The following is a 22,358-nucleotide window of genomic DNA, read 5'->3' as shown; positions in this document are numbered from 1 at the left end:
GACCCGGTGCGCTATCCTCGACCCATGAGGACGGCCCGCCTGCTCCTTAGTTGGCCGCGCTGACCGACCAGGTCGGTACGCGCGGCAACCCTCCATGCCCTTGGGCTGGGGGGTTTTCTCATTCCGGAGCAGGACCGAAAGGATTCCCCGATGAGCGACGCCGAGTCGATGCCCAGCCACCGCTACACCGCCGAGCTGGCCGGGCGGATCGAGAAGCGCTGGCAGGACCACTGGGAGGACCGTGGCACCTACCACGCGCCGAACCCGGTCGGGCCGCTCAAGGGTGAGGTCCCCGCCGACAAGCTGTTCGTCCAGGACATGTTCCCGTACCCGTCGGGCGCGGGCCTGCACGTCGGGCACCCGCTGGGCTTCATCGGCACCGACGTCTTCGCCCGCTACCACCGGATGAACGGCCGCAACGTCCTGCACACCATGGGCTTCGACGCCTTCGGGCTGCCCGCCGAGCAGTACGCCGTGCGCACGGGGCAGCACCCGCGCAAGACCACCGACGACAACATCCAGAACTACCTGCGCCAGATCCGCCGCCTGGGGCTGGGCCACGACGAGCGCCGCCGGATCTCTACCGTCGACCCCGGCTACTACCGCTGGACGCAGTGGATCTTCCTGCAGATCTTCAACTCCTGGTTCGACGCCGACGCCGACGCGGGCAAGGCTCGGCCGATCGCCGAGCTGGAGGCGCAGTTCGCGCAGGGCAAGCGCGACACCCCCGATGGTCGCGGCTGGTGTGAGCTGACCCGCGCCGAGCAGTACGCGGTGCTGAACGAGTACCGGCTGGTCTACCTGTCCGAAGCGCCGGTCAACTGGGTGCCGGGGCTGGGCACGGTGGTGGCCAACGAGGAGGTCACCGCCGACGGGCGCAGCGAGCGGGGCAACTTCCCCGTGTTCCGCAAGAACCTGCGCCAGTGGATGATGCGGATCACCGCCTACGCCGACCGCCTGATCGACGACCTGGACCGCCTGGAGTGGCCGGACAAGGTCAAGGCGATGCAGCGCAACTGGATCGGCCGCTCCAACGGCGCGCGGGTCGTCTTCCCGGTCGGCGAGCACGGGATCGAGGTCTTCACGACCCGTCCCGACACTCTGTTCGGCGCGACCTACATGGTCCTGGCGCCCGAGCACGCGCTGGTCGACGTGATCACCACCGCCGAGCACGCCGACGCCGTGGCCGAGTACCGCCGGGTGGCGGCGAACAAGTCCGACCTGGACCGCCAGGAGAACAAGGAGAAGACCGGCGTCTTCACCGGCACGTATGCGACCAACCCGGTCAACGGCGCCGAGATCCCGGTCTACGTCGCCGACTACGTGCTGATGGGCTACGGCACCGGCGCGATCATGGCGGTGCCCGGCCAGGACCAGCGCGACTGGGACTTCGCCACCAAGTTCGAGCTGCCGATCATCCGCACGGTCCAGCCGACCGAGGGCTTCGATGGCGACGCGTTCACCGGCGAGGGTCCGGCGATCAACTCCGGGTTCCTGGACGGCATGGAGATCACCGAGGCCAAGGCCGCGATGATCGCCTGGCTGGAGGAGCAGGGCCACGGCCGCGGCACCATCCAGTACAAGCTGCGCGACTGGCTGTTCTCCCGCCAGCGCTATTGGGGCGAGCCGTTCCCGATCGTCTACGACGAGGACGGCCAGCCGATCGCGCTGCCGGAGTCGATGCTGCCGATCGAGCTGCCCGAGATCGATGACTACTCGCCGACGACGTTCGACCCGATGGACGCCGACACCGAGCCGTCGCCGCCGCTGTCGCGCGCGCACGACTGGGTCGAGGTCGAGCTGGACCTGGGCGACGGCAGGAAGAAGTACCGCCGCGACACCAACACCATGCCCAACTGGGCGGGTTCGTGCTGGTACCAGCTGCGCTACGTCGACCCGACCGACACCGAGCACTTCTGTGAGCCGGAGAACGAGAAGTACTGGCTGGGCCCGCGTCCGGCCGACCACGGCCAGGCCGACCCCGGCGGCGTCGACCTGTACATCGGCGGCGTCGAGCACGCGGTGCTGCACCTGCTGTACTCGCGGTTCTGGCAGAAGGTCCTGTTCGACCTGGGCCACGTCAGCGGCGACGAGCCGTACCGCAAGCTGTTCAACCAGGGCATGATCCAGGCTTACGCCTACGTCGACGCGCGCGGCGCCTACGTCGAGGCCGCCGAGGTCGTCGAGCGCGACGGCAAGTACTTCCACGATGGCCAAGAGGTCAAGCAGGAGTACGGGAAGATGGGCAAGACCCAGCGCAACGTGGTCACGCCCGACGAGATGTGCGAGACCTACGGCGCCGACACCTTCCGGCTGTACGAGATGTCGATGGGCCCGATGGACGTCTCCCGCCCGTGGGCGACCAAGGATGTCGTCGGCGCCCAGCGGTTCCTGCAGCGGCTGTGGCGCAACGTGGTCGACGAGGAGACCGGTGAGGTCCGGGTCAGCGACGCCGCCCCCGACGAGGACACGCTGCGCGCGCTGCACAAGGCGATCGCGGGCGTGCACGAGGACTACGCGAACCTGCGCTACAACACCGCGGGCGCCAAGCTGATCGAGCTGAACAACCGCATCACCAAGAACTTCCCCGACGGCGCCCCGCGCGTGGTGGCTGAATCGATGACACTGCTGCTGGCGCCGCTGTGTCCGCACGTGGCCGAGGAGCTGTGGTCGAAGCTGGGCGGCGCCGAGTCGCTGGCGCACGGCCCGTTCCCCACCGCCGACGAGCGCTACCTGGTCGAGGACTCCGTGGAGTACCCGATCCAGGTCAACGGCAAGGTCCGCGGCCGGGTGACGGTGCCCGCCGACGCCGACCAGGACGCGGTCAAGGCCGCGGCGCTGGCCGAGGAGAAGGTGGCCGCCCTGATCGACGGCGGCACCCCAAGGAAGGTCATCGTGGTGCCAGGGAGACTGGTCAACATCGTTCTCTGAGGTCTAGAGCGGGCCGAACTCGTCAACCAGGTCGATCAGCATGGCCTCGAAGACGGGTTCGGCGTCGCGGACCGGGAACGGGAACTGGCCGAAGACCTCCAGCGCCACCTGCCCGTAGAGCCGCCCCCAGAACTGGAGCATCGCGTAGCCGGTCTCCACGGAGATCGAGACGCCGAGCGCGCCGACCGAGTCGAGGAACGCGGCCAGGTCGGCCCGGATCGCGGCCGGGATCTCCCGGACCCGCGGCGTGTCGACCGCGCCAGGGATCAGGATCCGGCCGACCACGCCGAGGAAGACGCCCGCGAACGACTCGCTGGTCGACTCGTGGGCGGGGGTCGCGAAGACCAGGACGAACTCCTGCGGGTGGGCCAGCGCCCAGCGGCGGAACGCTCGGCACACCGCCAGCACCTGGGAGCGCGCGTCCGCGTCCGGCAGGGCCTGGGCCAATTCGGCGCCCAGATCGGCGCAGACGTCGGCGCGGAGCTGGTCGAGCAGGTCGGAGTGGGACGAGTAGTAGCGGTAGAGCGCGGGGGCGGTGACGCCGAGCTCGCGGGCGATGGCGCGCAGCGAGACCGCCCGCGGACCGTCGCGCACCAGCAGCTCGCGCGCGGTGCGGCGGATCTCCCGGTCGGTGTCCGCGCGGGCGAGTTCGCGGCGGGTAACCTGCGTCATCCGGTCTCCAGGCCTTGGTCAGCAGCCGTTAGCGGACTGTAGCTCTCCGGGGGGACAGCATGCTCGCAGCGTGGGGCGCGGTGGTCTACCGCGGTCGGTGGGTCGTGCTCGCCGTGACGCTGGTGGCCACCCTCGGCGCGGGAATCTGGGGTCTCGGCGTCTTCGCGAAGCTGACCCAGGGCGGGTTCGACGACCCGGCCAGCGAGTCGGTCCAGGTCAAGGAGATCGTCACCGGGCAGTTCGGGAAGCGCGCGCCGGACGTCGTTGTCGTCTACACCGCGCGCGGCTCGATCGATGATCCCGACTTCGCCGACCGCGTTGGCGGGTCGCTGCGGGCGCTGCCCAAGGACAAGGTCGACTCCACCGTCGACTACTGGTCCACGAAACACCCGGCGCTCGCCAACGACTACCGGCACCAGGTCCTGGGGTTGATCACGCTCGCGGGCGCCGACGGCGACGCGCGCCGCGCGGCGTTCGAGGCGATCAAGGACCAGCTGCCGGTCGATGGCGTGCCGACGATGATCGGCGGGCCGGTGCCGACCGAGTTGGCGATGAACGAACGGTCCGCGAGCGACCTGGCCGTCGCCGAGGCGGTGTCGCTGCCGGTCACGTTGATCCTGCTGGTGCTGATCTTCGGCAACGTCGTGGCCGCCGCGCTGCCCGTGCTGGTCGGCGCGCTGTCGATCCTGGGCGCGCTCGGCGTGCTGCGGGCGATGACCGGGCTGTTCGAGGTCAACGCGTTCGCGGTGAACGTCGCGGTCCTGCTTGGCCTGGGCATGGCGATCGACTACGGCCTGTTCATCGTCGGCCGGTTCCGCGAGGAGGTCACCGCGGGCTCGCCGACCAGGATCGCGGTCCCCCGGACCGTGGCCACCGCGGGCCGGACGGTGGCCTTCTCCGCGACGCTGCTGGTCATCGCCCTGTCCGGGCTGCTCGTGTTCCCCATGGACTACCTGCGGTCCATGGCCTACGGCGGCATGGCGGCGGTGGCGATCGCGGCCGTTGTGTCGCTGACCCTGCTGCCCGCGCTGCTGGCCATCTTCGGGCCGCGGGTGGAGATCCCGCTGCGCGGCAGGCACCGACGGCGCCGGGCGCTGCCGCTGGCCCGAATCGCCGACGCGGTCATGCGGCGCCCGCTGCTGGTCGCGGTACCTATCGTGGCGGCGCTGGTCGTGCTCGCGCTGCCCCTGGGTGGCCTGCGCTTCGGCGGCGCCGACGAGAAGCAGCTTCCGCCCGGCGACCCGAGCCGCACCACCGCCGAGGCCATCGCCGCGACGTTCCCCGCCGCGGTCGGCAACCAGGCCAAGATCGTCCTGCGCGGCGCCGACACCGCGACCCAGCAGCGGTTCGTCGACGACGCGCACCAGGTCGACGGCGTGCTGGGCGTCCAGCTCGACGGAGTGCGGGACGGGGATGTGCTGCTGACCGTGCCGCTGGCCGGGGAAGCCAACTCCGAGCGGTCCGCGTCGATCATCGCGGGTCTGCGAGCGGTGCCGTCGTCGGCGGAGGTGCTCGTCGGCGGGTATCCGGCCGAGGTCGCCGACACCATCGAGTCCATTGTGGACCGGATCCCGTGGATGATCGCCGTCCTCGTGCTGGCCACGCTGGTGCTGATGTTCCTGGCGTTCGGCTCGGTCCTGCTGCCGGTCAAGGCGGTGCTGATGAGCGCGCTGAGCCTGTCGGCCACCTTCGGTGTGCTGGTCTACGTCTTCCAGGAGGGCCACGGTGCCGAGTTGTTCGGGGTCACCCCGCAGCCGGTGCAGGCCGGGCTGATGGTGCTGATCGTCGCGCTGGTGTTCGGCCTGTCGACCGACTACGAGACGTTCCTGCTCTCCCGCATGATCGAAGCCCGGCACGAGGGCGCGTCGACCGCCGAGGCCGTGCGCTCGGGCCTGCTGCGCACCGGGCGGATGATCACCGCGGCGGCGGTGCTGCTCTGTGTCGTCACCGGGGCGTTCGGCTTGTCGGCGCTGGCCAGCATGCGGTTCCTGGGCGTCGGCATGATCATCGCCCTGGTCATCGACGCGACCGTCGTGCGGATGCTGCTGGTCCCGGCCGTGATGCGGCTCTTCGGCGACGCCGCATGGTGGGCACCGGCGGGTTTGCGCAGGCTGCAGGAGCGGGCCGGCCTGTCGGAGGTGGAGAAGCGGCCGCTGGACCGGGTTGGATAGACCGCGCCACCGGTGTCGATCGCTCGGGGGGCTACACGACCGGCACCGGTGACGCGAAACCGGCCGCAGCCGGGGTAACCGTCACGCACCCGCCGGTGAATCGCCCGAGGAGTACGAAAACAGTTGACGCATAGTGTCGCACTCCGGATCCATTCCACTACCCAATCGTTCACACTTGCGCACGTTCGGATCCGACCAAACCTTCGGGGGTTGATCAAGTGGACGTTGTTGTGCTGGGCTCGGCCAACGCCGATCTGGTCGTCGAGGTAGCCCGCAGGCCCGCGGCGGGCGAGACGGTGCTCGGCTCCGATACCCGGATCATGCCTGGTGGGAAGGGTGCGAACACCGCCGTCGCCGCCGTCCGCGCGGGCGCCGACGTTGCGCTGATCGCCGCGGTCGGCGACGACGACTACGGCGTCTTGCTGCTCGACGCGCTGCGCGAAGCCGGCGTCGGGGTCGACAGCGTCACCCGAGTGCCGACCCCGACCGGACTGGCTTTCATCACCCTCACGCCCGACGGCGAGAACTCGATCATCGTCTCCCCCGGCGCCAACGCCCGCCTCACGACCGCCGATGTCACCCTCGGCGACGCGGCCGTGTTGGTCGCGTCACTGGAAGTGCCGATACCGGTGGTCGAGCACGCCGTCGCCCTCGCCGTGCGCGACGGCGTCCGCCCGGTGGTCAACCTGTCTCCGGTCGCCGAGCTGTCCGCCGCCACCATCGCCGTGCTCGACCCGCTCGTGGTCAACGAACACGAGGCCAAGCTTCTGGCCGACTACTCCCACGGCGACGGTCCCCGCTCCACAGTCATCACCCTCGGCGCGCGCGGCGCGCTGGTGATCACCGCCGACGGCACCGAGCACATCCCCGCGCCCCAGGTCGACGCCGTCGACACCACCGGCGCGGGCGACGCATTCACCGGCGCCTTGGCCGCCAAGCTCGCCGCGGGCGCGACCCTCCCCGAAGCCACCCGCCACGCCATCGCCCACGCGGCGGAGTCAGTGACCAGGAAGGGTGCTCAGGGCTGAGTCCGCACCGCGTTCGCGCGGTACACGTACTCCATCAGACCGGGGGTGATCCCGGTGTCGAACTGCTGGTTGATCGTGTCGCCCTGTTCGGCCCACAGCTTGCCCATCGACTCGCGAACGCCCGCGTCGCCGCCGGTGAACGCCTCGACCAGGCCGAACCAGCGCTCAGTGAGCGCCTGAACCTCGGGATCCCCGACCGGTGTCCCCGCGGTGTGGTGGGCTGACATCGCCGCGATCAGCCGTGGCCACTCCTGCTCCACTTCCTTGATCGCGTCCTCACCGAGCTCCTCGCGACGCTTGGCCAGGTAGTCGAGCTGGTCGGGTGTGTAGTAGCTCTCGATCATCTTCATCGCCTCCAGAATCGCCAGCACCTCGCCGGGTTCGGCGTCGGTGTTCATCCGCTCGAGCAAGCCGCGGACCTGGGTGCGCAGGTCGGACATCCGTCTGACCTGGGCGTCGAGATGGGCCAGTTGGTCGGTCAGCACCGACTGCAAGGTCTCCCGGTCCCCCTGGGCCAGGGTCTCCGCGATCGCGTCCAACCCGACCCCGATCGACCGCAGCGCCCGCACCCGGTACAGCCGACGGATGTCGGCCTCGGTGTACCTGCGGTGCCCGGCGTGGGTCCGCTCGCTGGGGCGGACCAGGCCGATCTGGTCGTAGTGGTGCAGCGTTCGCACCGTCAGCCCGGTCGCCCTGGCCAGTTCCCCGACCGCCCACCGCCGCTCGCTCATGAAGGCGACGCTAAGACCTGACGTCGCGTCAGGTGCAAGCCCTCAGTCTTTGGCGTCCCCTCCGGGGACGCGCGCTCAGCCGCCTGAAGGTGACGTCTCGGGCGCACGAACACGCCAGACTGCGTCGGCGCGTTCGCACACCCGAGACGTCACCGCGGCTGAGTCTTTGGCGTCCCCTCCGGGGACGCGCGCTCAGCCGCCTGAAGGTGACGTCTCGGGCGCACGAACACGCCAGACTGCGTCGGCGCGTTCGCACACCCGAGACGTCACCGCGGCTGAGTCTTTGGCGTCCCCTCCGGGGACGCGGGCTCAGCCGCCTGAAGGTGACGTCTCGGGCGCACGAACACGCCAGACTGCGTCGGCGCGTTCGCACACCCGAGACGTCACCGCGGCTGAGCAGTGATAGCGGTTCGGAGCGCCGACAGCACGGCCACGATCAGCGGGTGTGTCTCCCGGCCCCGGCGGACGGCGGCGAACACGCGGCGGGTCGGCGGATCGGTGACCGGGTGCACCCGATCCACCCCGCGCAGCGCCGTGCGGGGGATCAGCGCGACCCCGCCGCCCGCGGCGACGAGCGCGGCCTCGGCGTGGAAGTCGTCGGACGTGTGGGCGATGCGTGGGGTGAACCCGGCCGCCTCGCAGGCCTTGACCAGCACGTCCCGGCACGGGTTGCCGGGCAGCGGGGCCACCCAGTCGTCCTCGGCCAGATCGGACAGGTCGACCTCGGCGGCGTCGGCGAGCCGGTGGCCGGGGGGCAGCACGGCGTCGAATGGCTCGGCGTACAGCGGGGTGTGGATGATCCGCTGGTCGTGCTCGCGGGGCCGGTACTGCACGGTGATCGCCAGGTCGATCTCCCCGTCGAGCAGCATCGGCAGGCTGTGCTCGGCGTCGTGCACGAACACCGTCACCCCCGGCGCCGTCGAGCGCATGACCGCCAGCGCGGGCGCCACGACCTGCGTGATCGCCGACGCGAACGCGGCCACCCGCACCCGCCCGGCCCGCCCGGCGGCGAACTCGGCCAGCCGCGCCTCGGCCCGGTCCAACTCGGCGATCACCGCCGTGGCGTGTTCGACCAGCAGCTCACCGGCCGCGGTCAGCCAGACCCGGCGCCCCTTGCGGTGCAGCAGCTCCTGCCCGACCTCGCTCTCCAGCGCCGCTAGCTGCTGCGATACCGCCGACGGGGTCAGGTGCAGGGCCTGCCCGGCGGCGGTCACAGTGCCGTGGTCGGCCAGCGCCCGCAGCACCCGCAGCCGCCGGGGATCGATCACGGGATCACTTGGTGCCGCAAAGGCCGCTGACCGCGACGGCCGACCGCGCGCCCTGCTGGTCCGCGGCCTGGTCCACCAGCCGCTGGTGGGCCTCGGCGCTCAGTGGGACGCACTCCGGCATCGGCGGTGTCACCAGCAGCCCCACGGTGATTCCCACCGCGACGACGGTCAGCGCGACGACAACGATCCCGACCAACCGCCTGCGGGCACGTCGCGCGTCGACCGGTGGTGGATCGCTGTCGCCGAGGCGGTCGAGCCAGTCATTCCCCTCAGTCATGGCTTCACACTAGCCGGCGCGTGGCCCGTGTCATGTCTGCCGGAACCGGACGTTCTACATCTTCGCCCTAGCGGCGATGAACGCGTCGACCGCGCGGTTGACGTCGTCGGTCGAATGGGCCGCCGACATCTGGGTGCGGATGCGGGCCTTGCCGTGCGGGACCACCGGGTACGAGAACCCGATCACGTAGACGCCCTCTTCGAGCAGCAGGTCGGCCAACCGAGCCGCCTCGGCCGCGTCGCCGATCATCACCGGGATGATCGGGTGCTCGCCGGGCAGCAGGTCGAACCCGGCCTCGGTCATCCGCGCGCGGAACAGCGCGCTGTTCTCCCGCAGCCTGGTCAGCAGCTCGGCGGAGGAATCCAGCAGCTCAAGCGTGGCGATGGCGGCGGCGGTGATCGACGGGGCCAGCGAGTTGGAAAACAGGTACGGCCGCGAGCGCTGGCGCAGCATCTCGATGATCTCGGCGTGCCCCGAGACGTAGCCGCCGCTCGCGCCGCCGAGCGCCTTGCCCAGGGTGCCCGTGTAGATGTCGATCTTGTCGCCGACCCCGAAGTGCTCCGGGGTGCCGCGGCCGGTGGCGCCCATGAAGCCCACGGCATGCGAGTCGTCGACCATGACCAGCGCGTCGTATTTCTCCGCCAGCGCGCAGATCTCGTCCAGCGGGGCGAGGTAGCCGTCCATGGAGAACACGCCGTCGGTGGCGATCAGCCGGTACCGCGCGTCCGCCGCCTCCTGCAAGCGCGCTTCCAGGTCGGCCATGTCGCGGTTGCGGTAGCGCGCCCGCTTCGCCTTGCACAGCCGGATGCCATCGATGATCGACGCGTGGTTGAGCTCGTCGGAGATCACCACGTCCTGGTCGGTCAGCAGGGTCTCGAACAGACCGCCGTTGGCGTCGAAGCAGGAGCTGTAGAGGATGGTGTCCTCGGTGCCGAGGAACCGCGACAGCCGCTCCTCCAACTCCTTGTGCGGGGCCTGCGTGCCGCAGATGAACCGCACCGACGCCATCCCGAAGCCCCACGTGTCCAACGCGGCCTGCGCCGACTTGATCAGCGTCGGGTGGTCGGCGAGGCCGAGGTAGTTGTTCGCGCAGAAGTTCAGCACCGGGTCGGATCCGTTGACCTGGACCGCGGCCTGCTGCGGGGTGGTGATCACCCGCTCCGCCTTGTAGAGCCCAGCCGCCCGGATCTCGTCCAGGCCGGTCCGCAGGTCCTCGCGCATCGCGCCGAACATCTCAGCTCTCCCAATCCATGATGACCTTGCCGCAGTTGCCGCCGCGGGCGGTGGCGAAGGCGGCCTGGTGGTCGGTGTGGTGGAACCGGTGGGTGATCACCGGGGACAGATCGAGGCCCGCCTGCAGCAGCACGGACATCGCGTACCAGGTCTCGAACATCTCGCGGCCGTAGATGCCCTTGATCGTGATCATCTTGAGCACGACCGCGCTCCAGTCGATCGCGATCTCCTTGGCGGGCAGGCCCAGCATGGCGATCCGGCCGCCATGGGTCATGTTGCCGATCATCTCGCGCAGCGCCGACGGCTGGCCGGACATCTCCATGCCCACGTCGAAGCCCTCGCTCATCCGCAGCTCGTCGTAGACCGCCGACACCGGGGTCTGGCTGACGTTGAGCGCCACGTTGACGCCGAGCTTGCGGGCCAGCTCCAGCCGGGCCTCGCTGATGTCGGTGATCACCACGTGCCGGGCGCCCGCGTGCTTGGCGACCGCGGCGGCCATCAGCCCGATCGGGCCCGCACCGGTGATCAGCACGTCCTCGCCGAGGACCGGGAAGGACAGCGCGGTGTGCACGGCGTTGCCGAACGGGTCGAAGATCGCCGCGACGTCCAGGTCGACGTGGTGGTTGTGCACCCACGCGTTCGACTCGGGGAGCACGGCGTACTCGGCGAACGCGCCGTTCGTGTGCACGCCCAAGCCGACGGTGTTGGCGCACAGGTGACGGCGGCCCGCCCGACAGTTGCGGCACGTGCCGCACACCAGGTGGCCCTCGCCGCTGACCAGGTCGCCGACCTTGACCTTGGTGACCGCGGCGCCGATCTCGACGACCTCGCCGACGAACTCGTGCCCCAGGGTCAGCGGCGCCTTGATCGTCTTGGCCGCCCACTCGTCCCAGGAGTCGATGTGCAGGTCCGTCCCACAGATGCCGGTGCGCAGCACGCGCAGCAGGACGTCGCCCGGACCGGGTGTGGGGTCCGGGACCTCGACCAGGTCGAGGCCGGGGCCCGGGGCGACTTTGACCAGAGCCTTCAAGGGTTCCTCCGATGGTGGGGCTGTCCTCCCCGCGCGGAGTCTGCTGCCGAGCCCCTGTGAAGTCCATCGGGACTTTCTGCACTGCTTTGTCAGCGGAGCTTCACAGCCGAGACTACGCGTCCCAGCTGATCCTCCACGGTCGGCGGATGGTCAGCGACCCGATGCGCACATACGTCGGCCGCCGGATGGTCAACTGGCCCGCCCTGACCGAACCGGTGACCACGAAGTGCGGCCCCGACCCGCGCTGCGCGCCGCTGACCTTGTCCTCGAGGTTGCCCGCCACGACGTCCACGTTGTGGGCGTCGACCGTGGCCCGCTCCGGCATCAGCAGGTCGACCGACCCGCCCGCCACGTCGACCTCGATCCGGATCTCCGGGTGGCTGATCACGGCTTCGGTGAAGTCCAGCTCGGTCGAGCCCATCCGGTTGCGGATCATGATGTCGCGGGGGACCACCCATGCGCCCTCGCGCTTGACCGAGGACATCGTCGACTTGAACTGCACCGGCTTGGCGGGCTCGATCCCGGAATCGGGGTGGACCACGCCGGGCAGGTCGACCAGCACTCCGTTGAGCTCGCCGCGCGTGCGCGAGGCCAGGGCGATGTCCATCCGCACGGTGAACTCGTCGAGGCTCAGCAGCCCGAGCCCGATGGCCCGCTGCAGGATGCTGACCACGTGGTTGCGCTCGGCGTCGGATACCCGCAGGTCACGCGGGCTGATGGGGATGGTCACAGAATCAGGATAGGCGCGAATCGCCTACCGTGACGTGAACGCCAGAAGCCCGGCCCACGAGCTCGCGGGCACGGCCAGCGCAGGCCCCTCGGCGTTCTTGGAATCGCGCAGCCCGACGCCCGTACTCGTGTGCCTTACCTCGACGCAGGCCGCACCGTTGCCGCTGCTGCGGGAGCTCTTGAACCATCCAGTGTCCCGCGCTGGTGAGGCCATGCGTGTTACTCCTTCAAGATGCCGTCGATCAAGCGGCGCGACTCCTGCCTGCTGAGCGAGAGTTCCCAGATGCGATAGAACGCCCGCCGCATGGGGAACGTGTCCGCCTCGTCATCGTAGTAGCTCGACGGCCCGTAGGCGGACTCCGAATAGCCCACCGACGCTGCGCGTTCGCCGAAGCCGAAGATCCAGAATCCGCGCCCGCGTGACGGGTTGCCCGCCACGTCGTTGCGCAGCACGCGAATGGTGAGATCGCGGTGCCTGCGGAGCAGACCGAGCAGGTGGCGGAGTTGCTCTCGCATGATCTCCGGTTCGCCGAGGTTCGCGCGCAACGCGTCCTCGGTGATGATGAACCGCATGATCCGCCGATCCTCGGAGTCGAGGACGCGGTGCTGCCGCAGCTCGCGAAAGATCAGGCGATCCTTGCTGTCGGCGGCGTCGCGCTCCCACCAGATGCCTTCGCACTCGGCGAGGATCGCGTGCATGTAGCCCTCGGACTGGAGCAGGCCCGGGATGATGCCGGTCTCGAAGCAGTCGATCTCCGATGCGCTTGCCTCCAGGTCGGCGAACCGCTGGTAGGAATCCGGTAGGTGGTCGACGTGCACTCGCTTCTTCTGCCGAGTGCGGGCATGGGCGCCGAGTTCGAGAACCGTCCGCCGCTCGTCGCCGTTGACGCTGTAGCAATCCAGCAGCTTGCCGAGGTCTTCCTGGCTCATCGTCGCGACGCCGTCTTCCAACTGCACGATCCGAGTCCGAACTTTGCCGACCGCGTCGGCGGCGTGCTGTTGAGTCTTGCCCGCTTCATCACGCAGACGCCGTAGCGCCAGGCCGAGTTGTCTGCGTTCGAATGTCGGACGGGCGTTGCCCATGGCCGAACCTCCACATTCACCCGATCTGATGATCCCCACAACAGCCTTACTGTCACCCTTCGCTGTTACGGTGACTGTACGGCTTCAGTGAGCATGGACCATAACCATGGAGGTGGCGAATCGTGGGTCTATACGACCGGGGCGGTGTGTCGGTGGAATCCTGGGTGGAGATCCGCGACGACGTTTCGTTGCGCTGCGAGATCGGCGAGCTCAACAACCTCGCCACGCTCCACTTCGGACACAAGAGCGAGTTCGCGCTCACCGTCGATCGACCCTTGCTGACCAAGATCGCCGCTGCGGCGGCCCAAGCGATCACAGATCTCGAAGCAACCGACGAAGGGGACGAAAACTGATGCGAACACAGGACCCGATCTTTCCCGCCGCCGCGCTGCTGCCTCAGTGCGCCTCCGGCGGGTATGTGCCGCTCGCACATGTTCACCGAGGTATCCGCCCGTTCGCGGCGACGCTGGCGGTCGTGCCGGTCAACCGAGCCGGAGACGAGACGACCGGGACGCGGGACAACGAGGTCAAGCAGACGCAGCGCTCCAGCGACGGGAAGATGGAGACCGACGCGGTGACGATCGTGGTCACCGACACATGACCGACCGGCAGACCGTCCTGGTTCTCAGTTCGGCCGACGACCCGACGGCCGGGGCTGTGGTGGCGGAGCTTTCTCGGAGATCCGCGCCAGTTGTCCGAATGGATCTTGGCGACTTTCCCGCCGCGATGACCATCCGTACCGAGTTGGACGGTCGGTGCTGGCGCGGAGAGTTGACCGGAAGCCCTCGGCGGGTGGACTTGGCCGATGTGCGGTCGATCTACTACCGCAGACCGACCAGGTTCGCCTTTCCCGACGAACTGTCGGACGCTGATCGGGTCTTCGCGACCGAGGAGGCTCGACTTGGGCTGGGCGGTGTGCTCGCCGCGATGGACGTGTTGTGGGTGAACGATCCGATTCGCGTCGCGTCCGCCGAATACAAGCCCCTGCAACTGGCGGTCGCGGCTCGGTGTGGGCTCATGACGCCTGCCACCCTGATCACCAATGATCACCGCGCGGTGATCGACTTCGCTTCCGCGCAGCCTGGACCGATCGTGTGCAAGGCCCTGTCGCCGATCGCGCATTCAGAGGATGGCGACATTCGGATCACGTTCACGACGGTCATCGATCCGTTGACGATCGATAAGGACGCGGTCGCTGTGACGGCGCATCTCTTTCAAGCTTGGGTCCCGAAGGATCACGAGGTTCGGGTGACGATGGTGGGCGGGACCGCGTTCGCGGTGGCGATCGACGCCACCAGTGACGCCGCTCGCGTCGACTGGCGATCCGACTACGACGCGCTGGTCTATACACCGACCAAGGTTCCCGAACCCGTCCTTGACGGAATATCGAGGTATCTCGGTACCCTCGGTCTCTCCTACGGCGCGTTCGACTTCATCGTGAAGCCGAACGGCGAGTGGGTCTTCCTGGAGTGCAATCCAGCAGGTCAATGGTTGTGGTTGGAGCGCCTGACCGAACTGCCGATCGCTGCGGCGTTCGCCGACGTGCTGATCGGAGGTCGGTCCGGATGACGGATCCAGGATGGGTGGCGCTCGCGCGGTCGCTCGCCACTCGACTCACCCAAGCGGGCGATCTCCGTGATCCACGGTGGATTGAGGCGTTCTCGGCGACGCCGCGACACGTGTTCGTGCCGCGTTTTCGGCTTGGCACCGACGGTCCCGAGTACTCAGCCGACGACGTCCAACGGACGGCGTGGCTTGCCGAGGTCTATTCCGACAAGCCTCTGACCACCCAAAGCAAGCCGCATCCAGATGGCCTGACAACGGTCGACGGACTGCCTTTCCGCATTCCGACGAGTTCGTCGACCAGCCCGGGTCTCATGGCCAGGATGCTGGAGATGCTCGACGTTCGCGATGGTCACCGGGTGCTGGAGATCGGCACCGGCACCGGTTACAACGCGGCCCTGCTGTGTCACAGGGTGGGCGCCGAGAACGTGGTCAGTGTCGATCTGGATCCGGACCTGGTGGATCTAGCACGTCGCCGGCTGGCCGACTTCGGCTATCGCCCCGCGCTCGTCGCCGGTGATGGTGCGCTGGGCGTGGCTGAGCACGGCCCGTACGACCGGATCATCGCGACCGCCGCGGTCGCCGACATCCCCCCGGCGTGGATCGACCAACTTTCGGGGAGTCCCAAAGTCGTCGCCAACCTTCGCGGCGAGTTGTCGACGGGTGCGGTGTGTGTGCTGGCTCGACCGGACAGTTCGGCCGAGCTGACCGGACGCTTCGCCGCGTTGGAAGGCCATTTCATGTGGGCGCGGCCCGCGGTCGACAATCCGCTTCGGCCGCATCAGTCGCCGCCAAGCCATCGGGGTTCGCTGGTTTTCCACGGTCGCACCGCACTCGATCCCGCCGACCTGATCGGCGATGACGACTTCCGGTTCCTGTTGCAGTTGCAGTTGAGCGGCGCGGAGTCGTTCTACTCCACCGGGGAGACCGCGACATTGCTGACCTCCGACGGTTCCCGGGCGGAAGTGCGGATGCGGCCGGAAAGCGACGGCCGTCGGCCTGTGGTCCAGTACGGCCCGCGCAGGATCTGGGACACGGTCGAGGCGACAGCGGCCCTCAGCCGGGACCTCGGGCGCCTCACGCTCGACCGCTACGGGGTCACGGCGTCCAGGTCTGCCAGGTTCGTCTGGCTGGACGGCCCCGATGGCGCCTACCGTTGGCCGCTGCCCCTGGTCTAACCCGGCTCCTTGTCGAGGCCGTGTTCTATCGCGTATCTGGCCAGTTCGACGCGGTTGTGCAGCTGGAGTTTCCGCAGCGTCGACTGGACGTGGTTCTCCACGGTCCGGTGTGACAGCACGAGCCGGTCGGCGATCTGCCGCGCGGTCAGCCCCTTGGCCACCAGCCGCAGCACCTCTGTCTCCCGCTCGGTCAGCTTCGGCGCGTCGTCCGGGCCCGATGCCATCCGTCGGTACTCGCCGAGGACCAGGCCTGCCAGCCCGGCGGTGAACACCGCGTCGCCCGCTGATGTGCGGCGCACCGCCGCGACGAGTTCCTCCGCCGACGCGGACTTCACCAGGTAGCCAGAAGCGCCCGCCTTGACCGCCTCCAGCACGTCGTTGTGTTCGCCGCTGGCCGACAGCACGAGCACCCGGGTGCCCGCCAGCTCGCCGGTGATCTTGCGGGTGGCCTCGACGCCGGACTCCTCGCCCAGGTTGAGGTCCATCAGCACCACGTCCGGGCGCACGGCCCGCGCGATGCGCACCGCCGCCGCGGCGTCGCCCGCGGTGGCGCGCACGTCGAACCCGCGCTCGGCGAGGTCGCGGGCCACGCCGTCGCGCCAGATCGGGTGGTCGTCGACGACCATCACCGAGATCGGCTGTTCGGTCATCTCGCTCCCTTGGCGGTGGGCACCCGGATCTCCCATTCGGTGCCTGAGTCAGGCGCGGTCTCCAGTGTGATGGTTCCGCCCAGGTCGCTGACCCGGCCGCGGATCGAGCGGGCGATACCCATTCGGCCCTCGACCTCGGCCGCGTTGATCCGGCCCGCCGGGATGCCGACCCCGTCGTCGCGGATGCTCAGTACGACCTCGTTCCCGAGATCCTCCAGCAGAACCCACGCCCGCGCGCCCCGGCCCGCGTGCCGCTCGACATTGCGCAGCGCCTCCTGGACCAGGTAGGCCAGTTCGCCCGCGGCGGCCTCGGTGACCATCACCGCCGTCGCCGGGACCGACACCTGGAAGCGGTCGGTGGCCAGCACCTGCAGCCGGGGCCGCAGGTCGGCGGTGCCGTCCTCGGTCGACTCCAGCGGCGCGGCCGACACCAGCGCGCGCAGCGCCACCTCCTGCCTGCCCGCCAGTTCGGCCAGCTCCGCGGCCTCCCCGCCGAGTTCCCGGCCGCGCTTGCGGACCCTGGCCAGCACCTGCAGCACGCTGTCGTGGATCGTGCGGGCCAGGCGCTCGCGCTCGGCGGTGGCCGCCTCGACCCGCAACGCCTTGGCCAGCCGCTCGGCCGACTGGCGTGAGGTGGTCGCGGCCAGCCCCAGGACCGCGCCGATGCCGACCAGCAGGACCAGGTCACGGGTCAGGTCGGTGTCGATGTAGCCGCGCACGCCGTAGTTGAACAGGGCCACGACCAGCCCGAACACGGTCCCGCCGGTCAGCCCGGCCCGCACCGCGCCGACCGCGACGACCGCCGTGACCCACACCGTCGGCACGAGCGGGACGGCCAGCTCGGTCAGCTGCTCGTGGGTGAGCACGACCCTGGATATGGTCATGCAGCCGGTGCAGACCGCGAGGTCGAGGAACATGAACCAGACGGCTCTGGCGTTCTCGCGCAGGTAGTAGACCGTGGTGATCACCGTCCAGAGCGCCATCACGCCGACGGTGACCCAGCCCAGCGCCGCGTTCGCGTACTCGTCGCGGTGGTTGAACACGACCCCCGCGGCGAAGAAGAAGGTGATGATCCGCAGGAGCACAGCCGAGCGCCACAACGGTGCCGCCGGGTCCTTCGGCTCGGGACGGTCCGGGCCCCGGTAGCGCTCGCCGGGCAGCCGCACCCGTCCGGTCATGGCTTGCTCGACTCCGGCTCAGGCTCCTCGACGCCGGGGACCGAGCCCTCGTCATCGAGGACCGGCACCGCCTCCGGGTCGATGTCCGACTCCTCGGAGACCAGCGACCGCACGCCCGCGTTGAGCACCGCGAGCAGCGGCACCGACAGCAGCGCGCCCGCGATGCCCGCGGCGATCAAACCCACCGCGATGGCCAGCACGACGGCCAGCGGGTGCAGCTTCACCGCGCGGCCCAGCAGCCATGGCTGCAGCACGTGGCTCTCGATCTGCATGACGCCCACGACCACGGCCAGCACCACCAGCGCCGCGACGAACCCGTTGGCGACCAGCGCGACCAGCACCGCCACCGTGCCCGCGATGAGCGCGCCGATGATCGGGATGAACGCGGTGAGGAAGACCAGCGCGGCCAGCGGGATCGCCAGCGGCACGCCGATGATCGCCAGGCCGACGCCGATGCCGATCGCGTCGAACACCGCCACCGCCGCGGTCGCCCGCACGTAGCTGACCAGCGACGAGAAGCCCCGGCGCCCGGCCACGTCGACCCGCGTGCGGACCGAGGCGGGCACCCCGCGCACCACGAAGCGCCACATCGAGGCACCGTCGGACAGGAAGAAGATGAGGATGAACAGGGTCAGCACCAGACCGGTCAGCACCTCGCCGATGGTCGCCGCGGTGGTGATCGCGCCCGACGTGATCGCCGACTGGTTGGCCTTGATCGCGTCGATGGCGTTGCCGATGAAGGTCTGGACCTGGTCCTGCCCCAGGTGCAGCGGGCCGGTGGCCAGCCAGTCGCGGATGGTGTTGAGGCTCTCGTTCACCTGGCTCTGCAGCTTGGGCAGGCCGTTGCTGAACTCGGTGATCACGAACGTCAGCACGCCGCCGACCACCGCCAGGCCCGCGACCATCACGATCGCGGTCGCCAGTGCCCTCGGCACGCGCCACTCGACGAGCTTGCCGACCCCGGGCGCCATCAGCGCGGCCAGCAGCAGCGCGATCGCCAGCGGGATGACGACGTGGGCGAAGTAGCCCAGCAGATAAATAATGACGTAGAGCGCGCCGATGATCACCAAGAATCGCCAGGACAGCGCCGCGCTGACCCGTAGTCCCTTGGGCACGAGCGGGGTCACGTCCGGTGGCGGCAAGGCGCGGTTCCTGGTCATCGCGATCACGGTATCCGGCCAAACGCCCCGGGGCGACCAGTCCATCTGATGTGATGGGCCTGTGATCGAAGCCGGACAGTCCGCTGTGGCGCTTTCCGCGCTGACAGACACGGAGAAAGAGGTCCGGGCGGCCTTCAGCACCGGCACCCCGCTCGACCTCGGCGGCCGCGAGGTGCGCGGTGCCGTGCTGGCCGGGCTGCTCGCCGACGCCTACCCGCTCGGCCCCGGTGCGATGCCCGCCCTGCGCCTGGACAACGCCGTGGTCACCGGTGTGTTCGACATCGAGGGCCGGGTCATCAGGCACGTCGTGGCGCTGCGCCGCTGCGAGTTCCGCCGCCCGCCGATCCTGCGGATGGCCCGGCTGGTCGCGCTGACCATGCCCGGCTGCCGGGTGCCCGGGGTCAAGGCCCGCAACCTGCGCGTCGGCAGCGACCTGGTGCTCGAACCCGGGTTCACCTGTGCGGGCGTGCTCGATCTCACCGACGCCACCATCGAGGGCACGCTGCGGCTGGCGGGCGCGGTGCTGCGCAACCCGGGTGCCGCCGCGCTGCTCGGCGCGCGGCTGCGGGTGTCGGGGTCCATCCAGGCCGTCGCCACCCGCGCCTACGGCGAGGTCCGGCTGCGCGGCGCCAACGTCGGCGGCAGCGTCCACCTGACCGGCGCCCGGCTCGACCACCCGACCGGCACCGTGCTGGAGGCCACCGGGCTGGCCGTGGAGGGCAACCTGCTGTGCGACTCCGGCGGCGGCCGGTTCCACGCCGTCGGCACCGTGCTGCTCACCGGCGCCCGCATCGGCGGCGACGCCGCGTTCTCCGGAGCCCACCTTCACGACGGGAACGGCGGCGGCACCGACAGCCATGTCCTCGTCCTCCCGCACGGCACCGCCGAGGACCACGCCGTGCTCGACGCCGACCGACTGCGCGTCGAGGGCGACCTCAAGCTCGACGCGGGCTTCACCGCACTGGGCGCGGTCGGCCTGCGCGGCGCCCGCATCGGCGGACACCTTCTTCTCTCCGGCGCCACCATCGGCCGCCGCGAGGTGGTGGCCCGGCTGGCCGAGGCCTTCGCCGCGGGCAAGCCGGTCGACCGCGTGCCGGTCGCCCTCGTCGCCGACGGCATCGAGGTGCGCGGCGACGTGGAGGGCCGGGGCGCGGTCCGCGGCAAGATCGACTCCGACGGCGACCGCCGGTACGCCTTCCGCGCCCACGGGCAGGTCCGCCTGGTCGACGCGCATGTGCACGGCAGCGCCAGCCTGGCCCGCGCCCGGCTGCACGGCCCCGGCATCGACGTGCTGTTCGCCGACCGGCTGCGGGTCGGCGGCACGCTGTTCCTGCGCAAGGTCCGGGTCAGCGGCTCGGTGCGGCTGCAGAACGCGGCCATCGGCTCCAGCCTCGACTGCTCGGGCGCGCGGCTCATCAAGCCGCGATTACGCCCTAACGGCACGGTGAAGCCCTCGCTCGACGCGCGCGTGGCGTCCATCGGCAAGGACCTTCTCTGTAGTTACGGCTTCCAGGCCATCGGCGGCGTGCGGGTGCGGCTGGTCGAGGTCGGCAAGATGGCGACCTTCGGCGGCGCCCGGCTCGGCGGCCGCACCGCGCCCGGCCACCCGGTGACCGACAAGTCCCTGTCGGCCTACGGGCTCACCGCGCAAGAGCTGGTGCTGTCGTTCCCGCCCGCCAACCCGCCGCGCGGGCAGGTCGTGCTCACCCGCGCGTCGGTGGTGTCGGTGATCGACGGCCCCGGCCTGTGGTCCGCGCGCGGCGGGGTCGACCTGGAGGACTTCACGTTCACCGCGATCACCGCCCACCCCGAGGTGCCGGTGCGCACCCGGCTGGCCTGGCTGCGCGCCGTCCAGCCGGACTTCGCCCCGGGGCCGTACGAGCAACTGGCCGCGGTCTACTCGGGCGGCGGCGACGAGGAACGTGCCCAGCAGGTGCAGCTCGAACGCCAGCGCAGGCGATACGCGGAGCTGAACCTTGCCGGGCGGGCCTGGGGGCGACTGCAGGAGTGGACCGTCGGCTACGGCTACCGGCCGTGGCTGGCGATGGTGTGGCTGCTGCTGTTCTGGGGGCTCGGCACGCTGTGGTTCAGCCACAACGTGATGGACAAGCTCGACGCCGACGTCAACCCGGTGTGGAACCCGCCGCTGCTGGCCACCGACCTGCTGCTGCCGATCATCGATCTGGGCCAGGACAACAAGTGGCGCATGGTCGGGGCCTCGCAGTGGATCCAGGGCGCGCTGATCGCCGTCGGCTGGATCCTGGCCACCACGGCCGCCGCGGGCGCGACCCGCGTCCTGAAACGCGGATGATCCACACCTGTGGACAGTTTTCGACATTGACGGCCTGGAGCAGGGTTACTACCGAAAGTGATCTGTGGAGACACTCTGTGTTCGTCACACGATCAGGTGGGCATCCTGTGTCACGCGTGCATAACGACGGCCGGTGATGTCAGTGTCTGCGGTGCACGGTGATCGCCGTGCGGCCACAGATTCCCGGACGTAGGCAGGTATCCGCACGTGAACCAGGCGAAGAGGGAGACGACCGCAGTCATGCGGCGCGTGGTCTCTCGCACGCTCATGGTTCTCGGCGGCGCGCTCGCCACGACCGCGGCGGCATGGGCGTTCTCTTCAGCCTCCGCCGCCGCGGACTCGCCGCTCGACCTGCCCTCCGGCGGGATCGAGCGCATCGACTCCGTCCTGCCCGCCGACAGCCCGGTCCGGGTCTCCGACCTGACCGAAGCCATCGGCCGGATCCTCGGTGAACCGGACCCCGCGTTCGGTGAGCAGGCGAAGGCGGCGTTCGACGAGGTCGGCCGCAAGATCACCGAGCGGTTCGACGTCACCACCACCACGCCGCCGATCGAGCGGATCGACGACGTGGCCGACGTCGACATTCCCAGCACCACCCAGCCCGGTGACACCGCGGACCACGGCTCCGCCGTCGGGGTCGTCACCGCGCCGATCGCCACGGCCACCACTCTTGTCGGGGTGCGGCCAGGCGCGATCGACCAGAACACCGTCGCGGGCGCGCAGGAGCGTGCCCTCTCCGACGGGATGTCCCGGCGTGGATCGCCGGAGACCTCCGACGAGGCTCCGACCCAGCCCACCAGCCCCCTGGTGCCGCTGAGCGTTCCCGCCCCCGTTGGCTCCGGTCACACCGGATCCGGCTCCGTGGATGCGCCGAGCTTCGGCCTGCTGTCCTCGGTTCCGTCGGGCACCGACCTGAACACCGCCGACGCCCCGCGCTCGGCCCAGGTCAACCTGCCCGCCGCCGTCGGCGCGCAGCCCGGCGTCACTCCCGACTGAATTCCCGCGCGGTCGCGAAGCCACTGAAGAGCTTCGTACGGTCATGCGCGTAGATCGGCATGCCCAGGCCGTGCCAACACCCTCCGCGGGCTTCTCCCGCAACCCCTGAACGCAGATGGCCGCAGAGCCCCGACGCCTTAAGGCGTCCGGTCATCCGCTCATCCCCCGT

21 protein-coding genes are annotated in these 22,358 nt (G+C 69.9%); 9 read left to right on the top strand and 12 right to left on the bottom strand.

Annotated elements, in window-relative coordinates:
• The first annotated feature begins 150 nt into the window (after window positions 1-150).
• Window positions 151-2,931, top strand: a complete 2,781-nt coding sequence (leuS, locus tag BN1701_RS26450; protein ID WP_054053248.1) for a leucine--tRNA ligase — start codon at window positions 151-153, stop codon at window positions 2,929-2,931.
• Between the two features lie 3 nt (window positions 2,932-2,934).
• Here the strand turns inward: leuS and BN1701_RS26445 are convergent, their stop codons facing one another.
• Window positions 2,935-3,603, bottom strand: coding sequence for a TetR/AcrR family transcriptional regulator (locus tag BN1701_RS26445; protein WP_054053246.1), 669 nt, complete (start codon window positions 3,601-3,603; stop codon window positions 2,935-2,937).
• Window positions 3,604-3,662: 59 nt separating this feature from the next.
• On the opposite strand from BN1701_RS26445, the gene BN1701_RS26440 reads away from it, so the two are divergent.
• Entirely contained in the window at window positions 3,663-5,774 is a 2,112-nt protein-coding gene (locus tag BN1701_RS26440; RefSeq protein ID WP_054053244.1) for an MMPL family transporter, read from the top strand.
• A gap of 218 nt (window positions 5,775-5,992) precedes the next feature.
• Window positions 5,993-6,802: a ribokinase gene (locus BN1701_RS26435; protein ID WP_054053242.1), complete on the top strand. Its 810-nt coding sequence runs from the start codon at window positions 5,993-5,995 to the stop codon at window positions 6,800-6,802.
• Here BN1701_RS26435 and BN1701_RS26430 read toward each other — a convergent pair.
• The 8 genes from BN1701_RS26430 to BN1701_RS26400 all read right to left on the bottom strand — a co-directional run bounded on the left by BN1701_RS26430 (window position 6,793) and on the right by BN1701_RS26400 (window position 13,153).
• A complete protein-coding gene (locus BN1701_RS26430) occupies window positions 6,793-7,533 on the bottom strand; it encodes a MerR family transcriptional regulator (RefSeq protein WP_054053240.1) in 741 nt (246 codons plus the stop codon). The genes BN1701_RS26435 and BN1701_RS26430 overlap by 10 nt on opposite strands.
• A gap of 383 nt (window positions 7,534-7,916) precedes the next feature.
• On the bottom strand, window positions 7,917-8,801 hold the full coding sequence (locus BN1701_RS26425; RefSeq protein ID WP_054053237.1) for a LysR family transcriptional regulator: 885 nt from the start codon (window positions 8,799-8,801) through the stop codon (window positions 7,917-7,919).
• Between the two features lie 4 nt (window positions 8,802-8,805).
• Window positions 8,806-9,078 carry a hypothetical protein gene (locus BN1701_RS26420; protein WP_054053235.1) on the bottom strand — a complete coding sequence of 91 codons (273 nt, stop codon included), beginning with the start codon at window positions 9,076-9,078 and terminating at the stop codon, window positions 8,806-8,808.
• A gap of 54 nt (window positions 9,079-9,132) precedes the next feature.
• On the bottom strand, window positions 9,133-10,311 hold the full coding sequence (locus tag BN1701_RS26415; RefSeq protein ID WP_054053233.1) for a glycine C-acetyltransferase: 1,179 nt from the start codon (window positions 10,309-10,311) through the stop codon (window positions 9,133-9,135).
• Between the two features lies 1 nt (window position 10,312).
• A complete protein-coding gene (tdh, locus tag BN1701_RS26410) occupies window positions 10,313-11,341 on the bottom strand; it encodes an L-threonine 3-dehydrogenase (RefSeq protein WP_054053231.1) in 1,029 nt (342 codons plus the stop codon).
• 112 nt (window positions 11,342-11,453) lie between these two features.
• The gene (locus BN1701_RS26405) at window positions 11,454-12,071 is read right to left on the bottom strand and encodes a DUF1707 domain-containing protein (RefSeq protein ID WP_067520896.1); all 618 of its coding nucleotides are present in this window, start codon (window positions 12,069-12,071) and stop codon (window positions 11,454-11,456) included.
• A 24-nt stretch (window positions 12,072-12,095) separates the two neighbouring features.
• A complete protein-coding gene (locus BN1701_RS34685; RefSeq protein WP_082860064.1) occupies window positions 12,096-12,284 on the bottom strand; it encodes a DUF397 domain-containing protein in 189 nt (62 codons plus the stop codon).
• Window positions 12,285-12,289: 5 nt separating this feature from the next.
• The gene (locus tag BN1701_RS26400) at window positions 12,290-13,153 is read right to left on the bottom strand and encodes a helix-turn-helix transcriptional regulator (RefSeq protein ID WP_054053229.1); all 864 of its coding nucleotides are present in this window, start codon (window positions 13,151-13,153) and stop codon (window positions 12,290-12,292) included.
• Between the two features lie 122 nt (window positions 13,154-13,275).
• On the opposite strand from BN1701_RS26400, the gene BN1701_RS26395 reads away from it, so the two are divergent.
• The 4 genes from BN1701_RS26395 to BN1701_RS26380 are packed head-to-tail and all read left to right on the top strand — an operon-like array spanning window position 13,276 to window position 15,894.
• The gene (locus BN1701_RS26395; protein WP_157368234.1) at window positions 13,276-13,506 is read left to right on the top strand and encodes a hypothetical protein; all 231 of its coding nucleotides are present in this window, start codon (window positions 13,276-13,278) and stop codon (window positions 13,504-13,506) included.
• Window positions 13,506-13,754 (top strand): hypothetical protein, encoded by a 249-nt coding sequence (locus tag BN1701_RS26390; protein WP_054053225.1) that lies wholly within the window; start codon window positions 13,506-13,508, stop codon window positions 13,752-13,754. The genes BN1701_RS26395 and BN1701_RS26390 overlap by 1 nt, the downstream gene beginning before the upstream one ends.
• Complete coding sequence (tgmB, locus tag BN1701_RS26385) at window positions 13,751-14,722, top strand: ATP-grasp ribosomal peptide maturase (RefSeq protein ID WP_054053223.1); 972 nt, start codon at window positions 13,751-13,753, stop codon at window positions 14,720-14,722. Before BN1701_RS26390 ends, tgmB begins: the two co-directional genes overlap by 4 nt.
• A gap of 14 nt (window positions 14,723-14,736) precedes the next feature.
• On the top strand, window positions 14,737-15,894 hold the full coding sequence (locus BN1701_RS26380) for a methyltransferase domain-containing protein (protein ID WP_197672142.1): 1,158 nt from the start codon (window positions 14,737-14,739) through the stop codon (window positions 15,892-15,894).
• On the opposite strand, the gene BN1701_RS26375 is transcribed toward BN1701_RS26380, so the two are convergent.
• From BN1701_RS26375 to BN1701_RS26365, 3 genes are read right to left on the bottom strand one after another with little or no spacing between them, the layout of a single operon-like run.
• Window positions 15,891-16,544 carry a response regulator transcription factor gene (locus BN1701_RS26375; protein WP_054053219.1) on the bottom strand — a complete coding sequence of 218 codons (654 nt, stop codon included), beginning with the start codon at window positions 16,542-16,544 and terminating at the stop codon, window positions 15,891-15,893. The two genes, BN1701_RS26380 and BN1701_RS26375, sit on opposite strands and share 4 nt — an antisense overlap.
• Window positions 16,541-17,722 (bottom strand): MacS family sensor histidine kinase, encoded by a 1,182-nt coding sequence (gene macS / locus BN1701_RS26370; protein ID WP_054053217.1) that lies wholly within the window; start codon window positions 17,720-17,722, stop codon window positions 16,541-16,543. The genes BN1701_RS26375 and macS overlap by 4 nt, the downstream gene beginning before the upstream one ends.
• On the bottom strand, window positions 17,719-18,882 hold the full coding sequence (locus BN1701_RS26365) for an AI-2E family transporter (protein WP_054056141.1): 1,164 nt from the start codon (window positions 18,880-18,882) through the stop codon (window positions 17,719-17,721). The genes macS and BN1701_RS26365 overlap by 4 nt, the downstream gene beginning before the upstream one ends.
• Before the next feature lie 61 nt (window positions 18,883-18,943).
• Between BN1701_RS26365 and BN1701_RS26360 the strand changes: the two genes are divergently transcribed.
• Together BN1701_RS26360 and BN1701_RS26355 are read left to right on the top strand one after the other, a co-directional pair.
• Complete coding sequence (locus BN1701_RS26360; RefSeq protein ID WP_231949710.1) at window positions 18,944-21,193, top strand: hypothetical protein; 2,250 nt, start codon at window positions 18,944-18,946, stop codon at window positions 21,191-21,193.
• A gap of 240 nt (window positions 21,194-21,433) precedes the next feature.
• On the top strand, window positions 21,434-22,189 hold the full coding sequence (locus BN1701_RS26355) for a hypothetical protein (protein WP_157368233.1): 756 nt from the start codon (window positions 21,434-21,436) through the stop codon (window positions 22,187-22,189).
• Window positions 22,190-22,358 lie beyond the last annotated feature (169 nt).

The sequence above is a fragment of the Alloactinosynnema sp. L-07 genome, assembly GCF_900070365.1.
GTDB lineage: Bacteria > Actinomycetota > Actinomycetes > Mycobacteriales > Pseudonocardiaceae > Actinokineospora.
Note: the sequence above shows the minus strand (reverse complement) of the source record. Positions and strands in the feature narration are given on the sequence as shown.

Excerpts from the sequence above, each read along its gene's own strand:
- BN1701_RS26430 (WP_054053240.1), bottom strand. The coding sequence starts at position 7,533 with ATGAGCGAGCGGCGGTGGGCGGTCGGGGAACTGGCCAGGGCGACCGGG.
- BN1701_RS26415 (WP_054053233.1), bottom strand. The coding sequence starts at position 10,311 with ATGTTCGGCGCGATGCGCGAGGACCTGCGGACCGGCCTGGACGAGATC.
- tgmB (WP_054053223.1), top strand. The coding sequence starts at position 13,751 with ATGACCGACCGGCAGACCGTCCTGGTTCTCAGTTCGGCCGACGACCCG.
- leuS (WP_054053248.1), top strand. The coding sequence starts at position 151 with ATGAGCGACGCCGAGTCGATGCCCAGCCACCGCTACACCGCCGAGCTG.
- BN1701_RS26355 (WP_157368233.1), top strand. The coding sequence starts at position 21,434 with ATGCGGCGCGTGGTCTCTCGCACGCTCATGGTTCTCGGCGGCGCGCTC.
- BN1701_RS26375 (WP_054053219.1), bottom strand. The coding sequence starts at position 16,544 with ATGACCGAACAGCCGATCTCGGTGATGGTCGTCGACGACCACCCGATC.
- BN1701_RS26365 (WP_054056141.1), bottom strand. The coding sequence starts at position 18,882 with ATGACCAGGAACCGCGCCTTGCCGCCACCGGACGTGACCCCGCTCGTG.
- BN1701_RS26400 (WP_054053229.1), bottom strand. The coding sequence starts at position 13,153 with ATGGGCAACGCCCGTCCGACATTCGAACGCAGACAACTCGGCCTGGCG.
- macS (WP_054053217.1), bottom strand. The coding sequence starts at position 17,722 with ATGACCGGACGGGTGCGGCTGCCCGGCGAGCGCTACCGGGGCCCGGAC.
- BN1701_RS34685 (WP_082860064.1), bottom strand. The coding sequence starts at position 12,284 with ATGGCCTCACCAGCGCGGGACACTGGATGGTTCAAGAGCTCCCGCAGC.
- BN1701_RS26440 (WP_054053244.1), top strand. The coding sequence starts at position 3,663 with ATGCTCGCAGCGTGGGGCGCGGTGGTCTACCGCGGTCGGTGGGTCGTG.
- BN1701_RS26390 (WP_054053225.1), top strand. The coding sequence starts at position 13,506 with ATGCGAACACAGGACCCGATCTTTCCCGCCGCCGCGCTGCTGCCTCAG.
- BN1701_RS26420 (WP_054053235.1), bottom strand. The coding sequence starts at position 9,078 with ATGACTGAGGGGAATGACTGGCTCGACCGCCTCGGCGACAGCGATCCA.
- BN1701_RS26445 (WP_054053246.1), bottom strand. The coding sequence starts at position 3,603 with ATGACGCAGGTTACCCGCCGCGAACTCGCCCGCGCGGACACCGACCGG.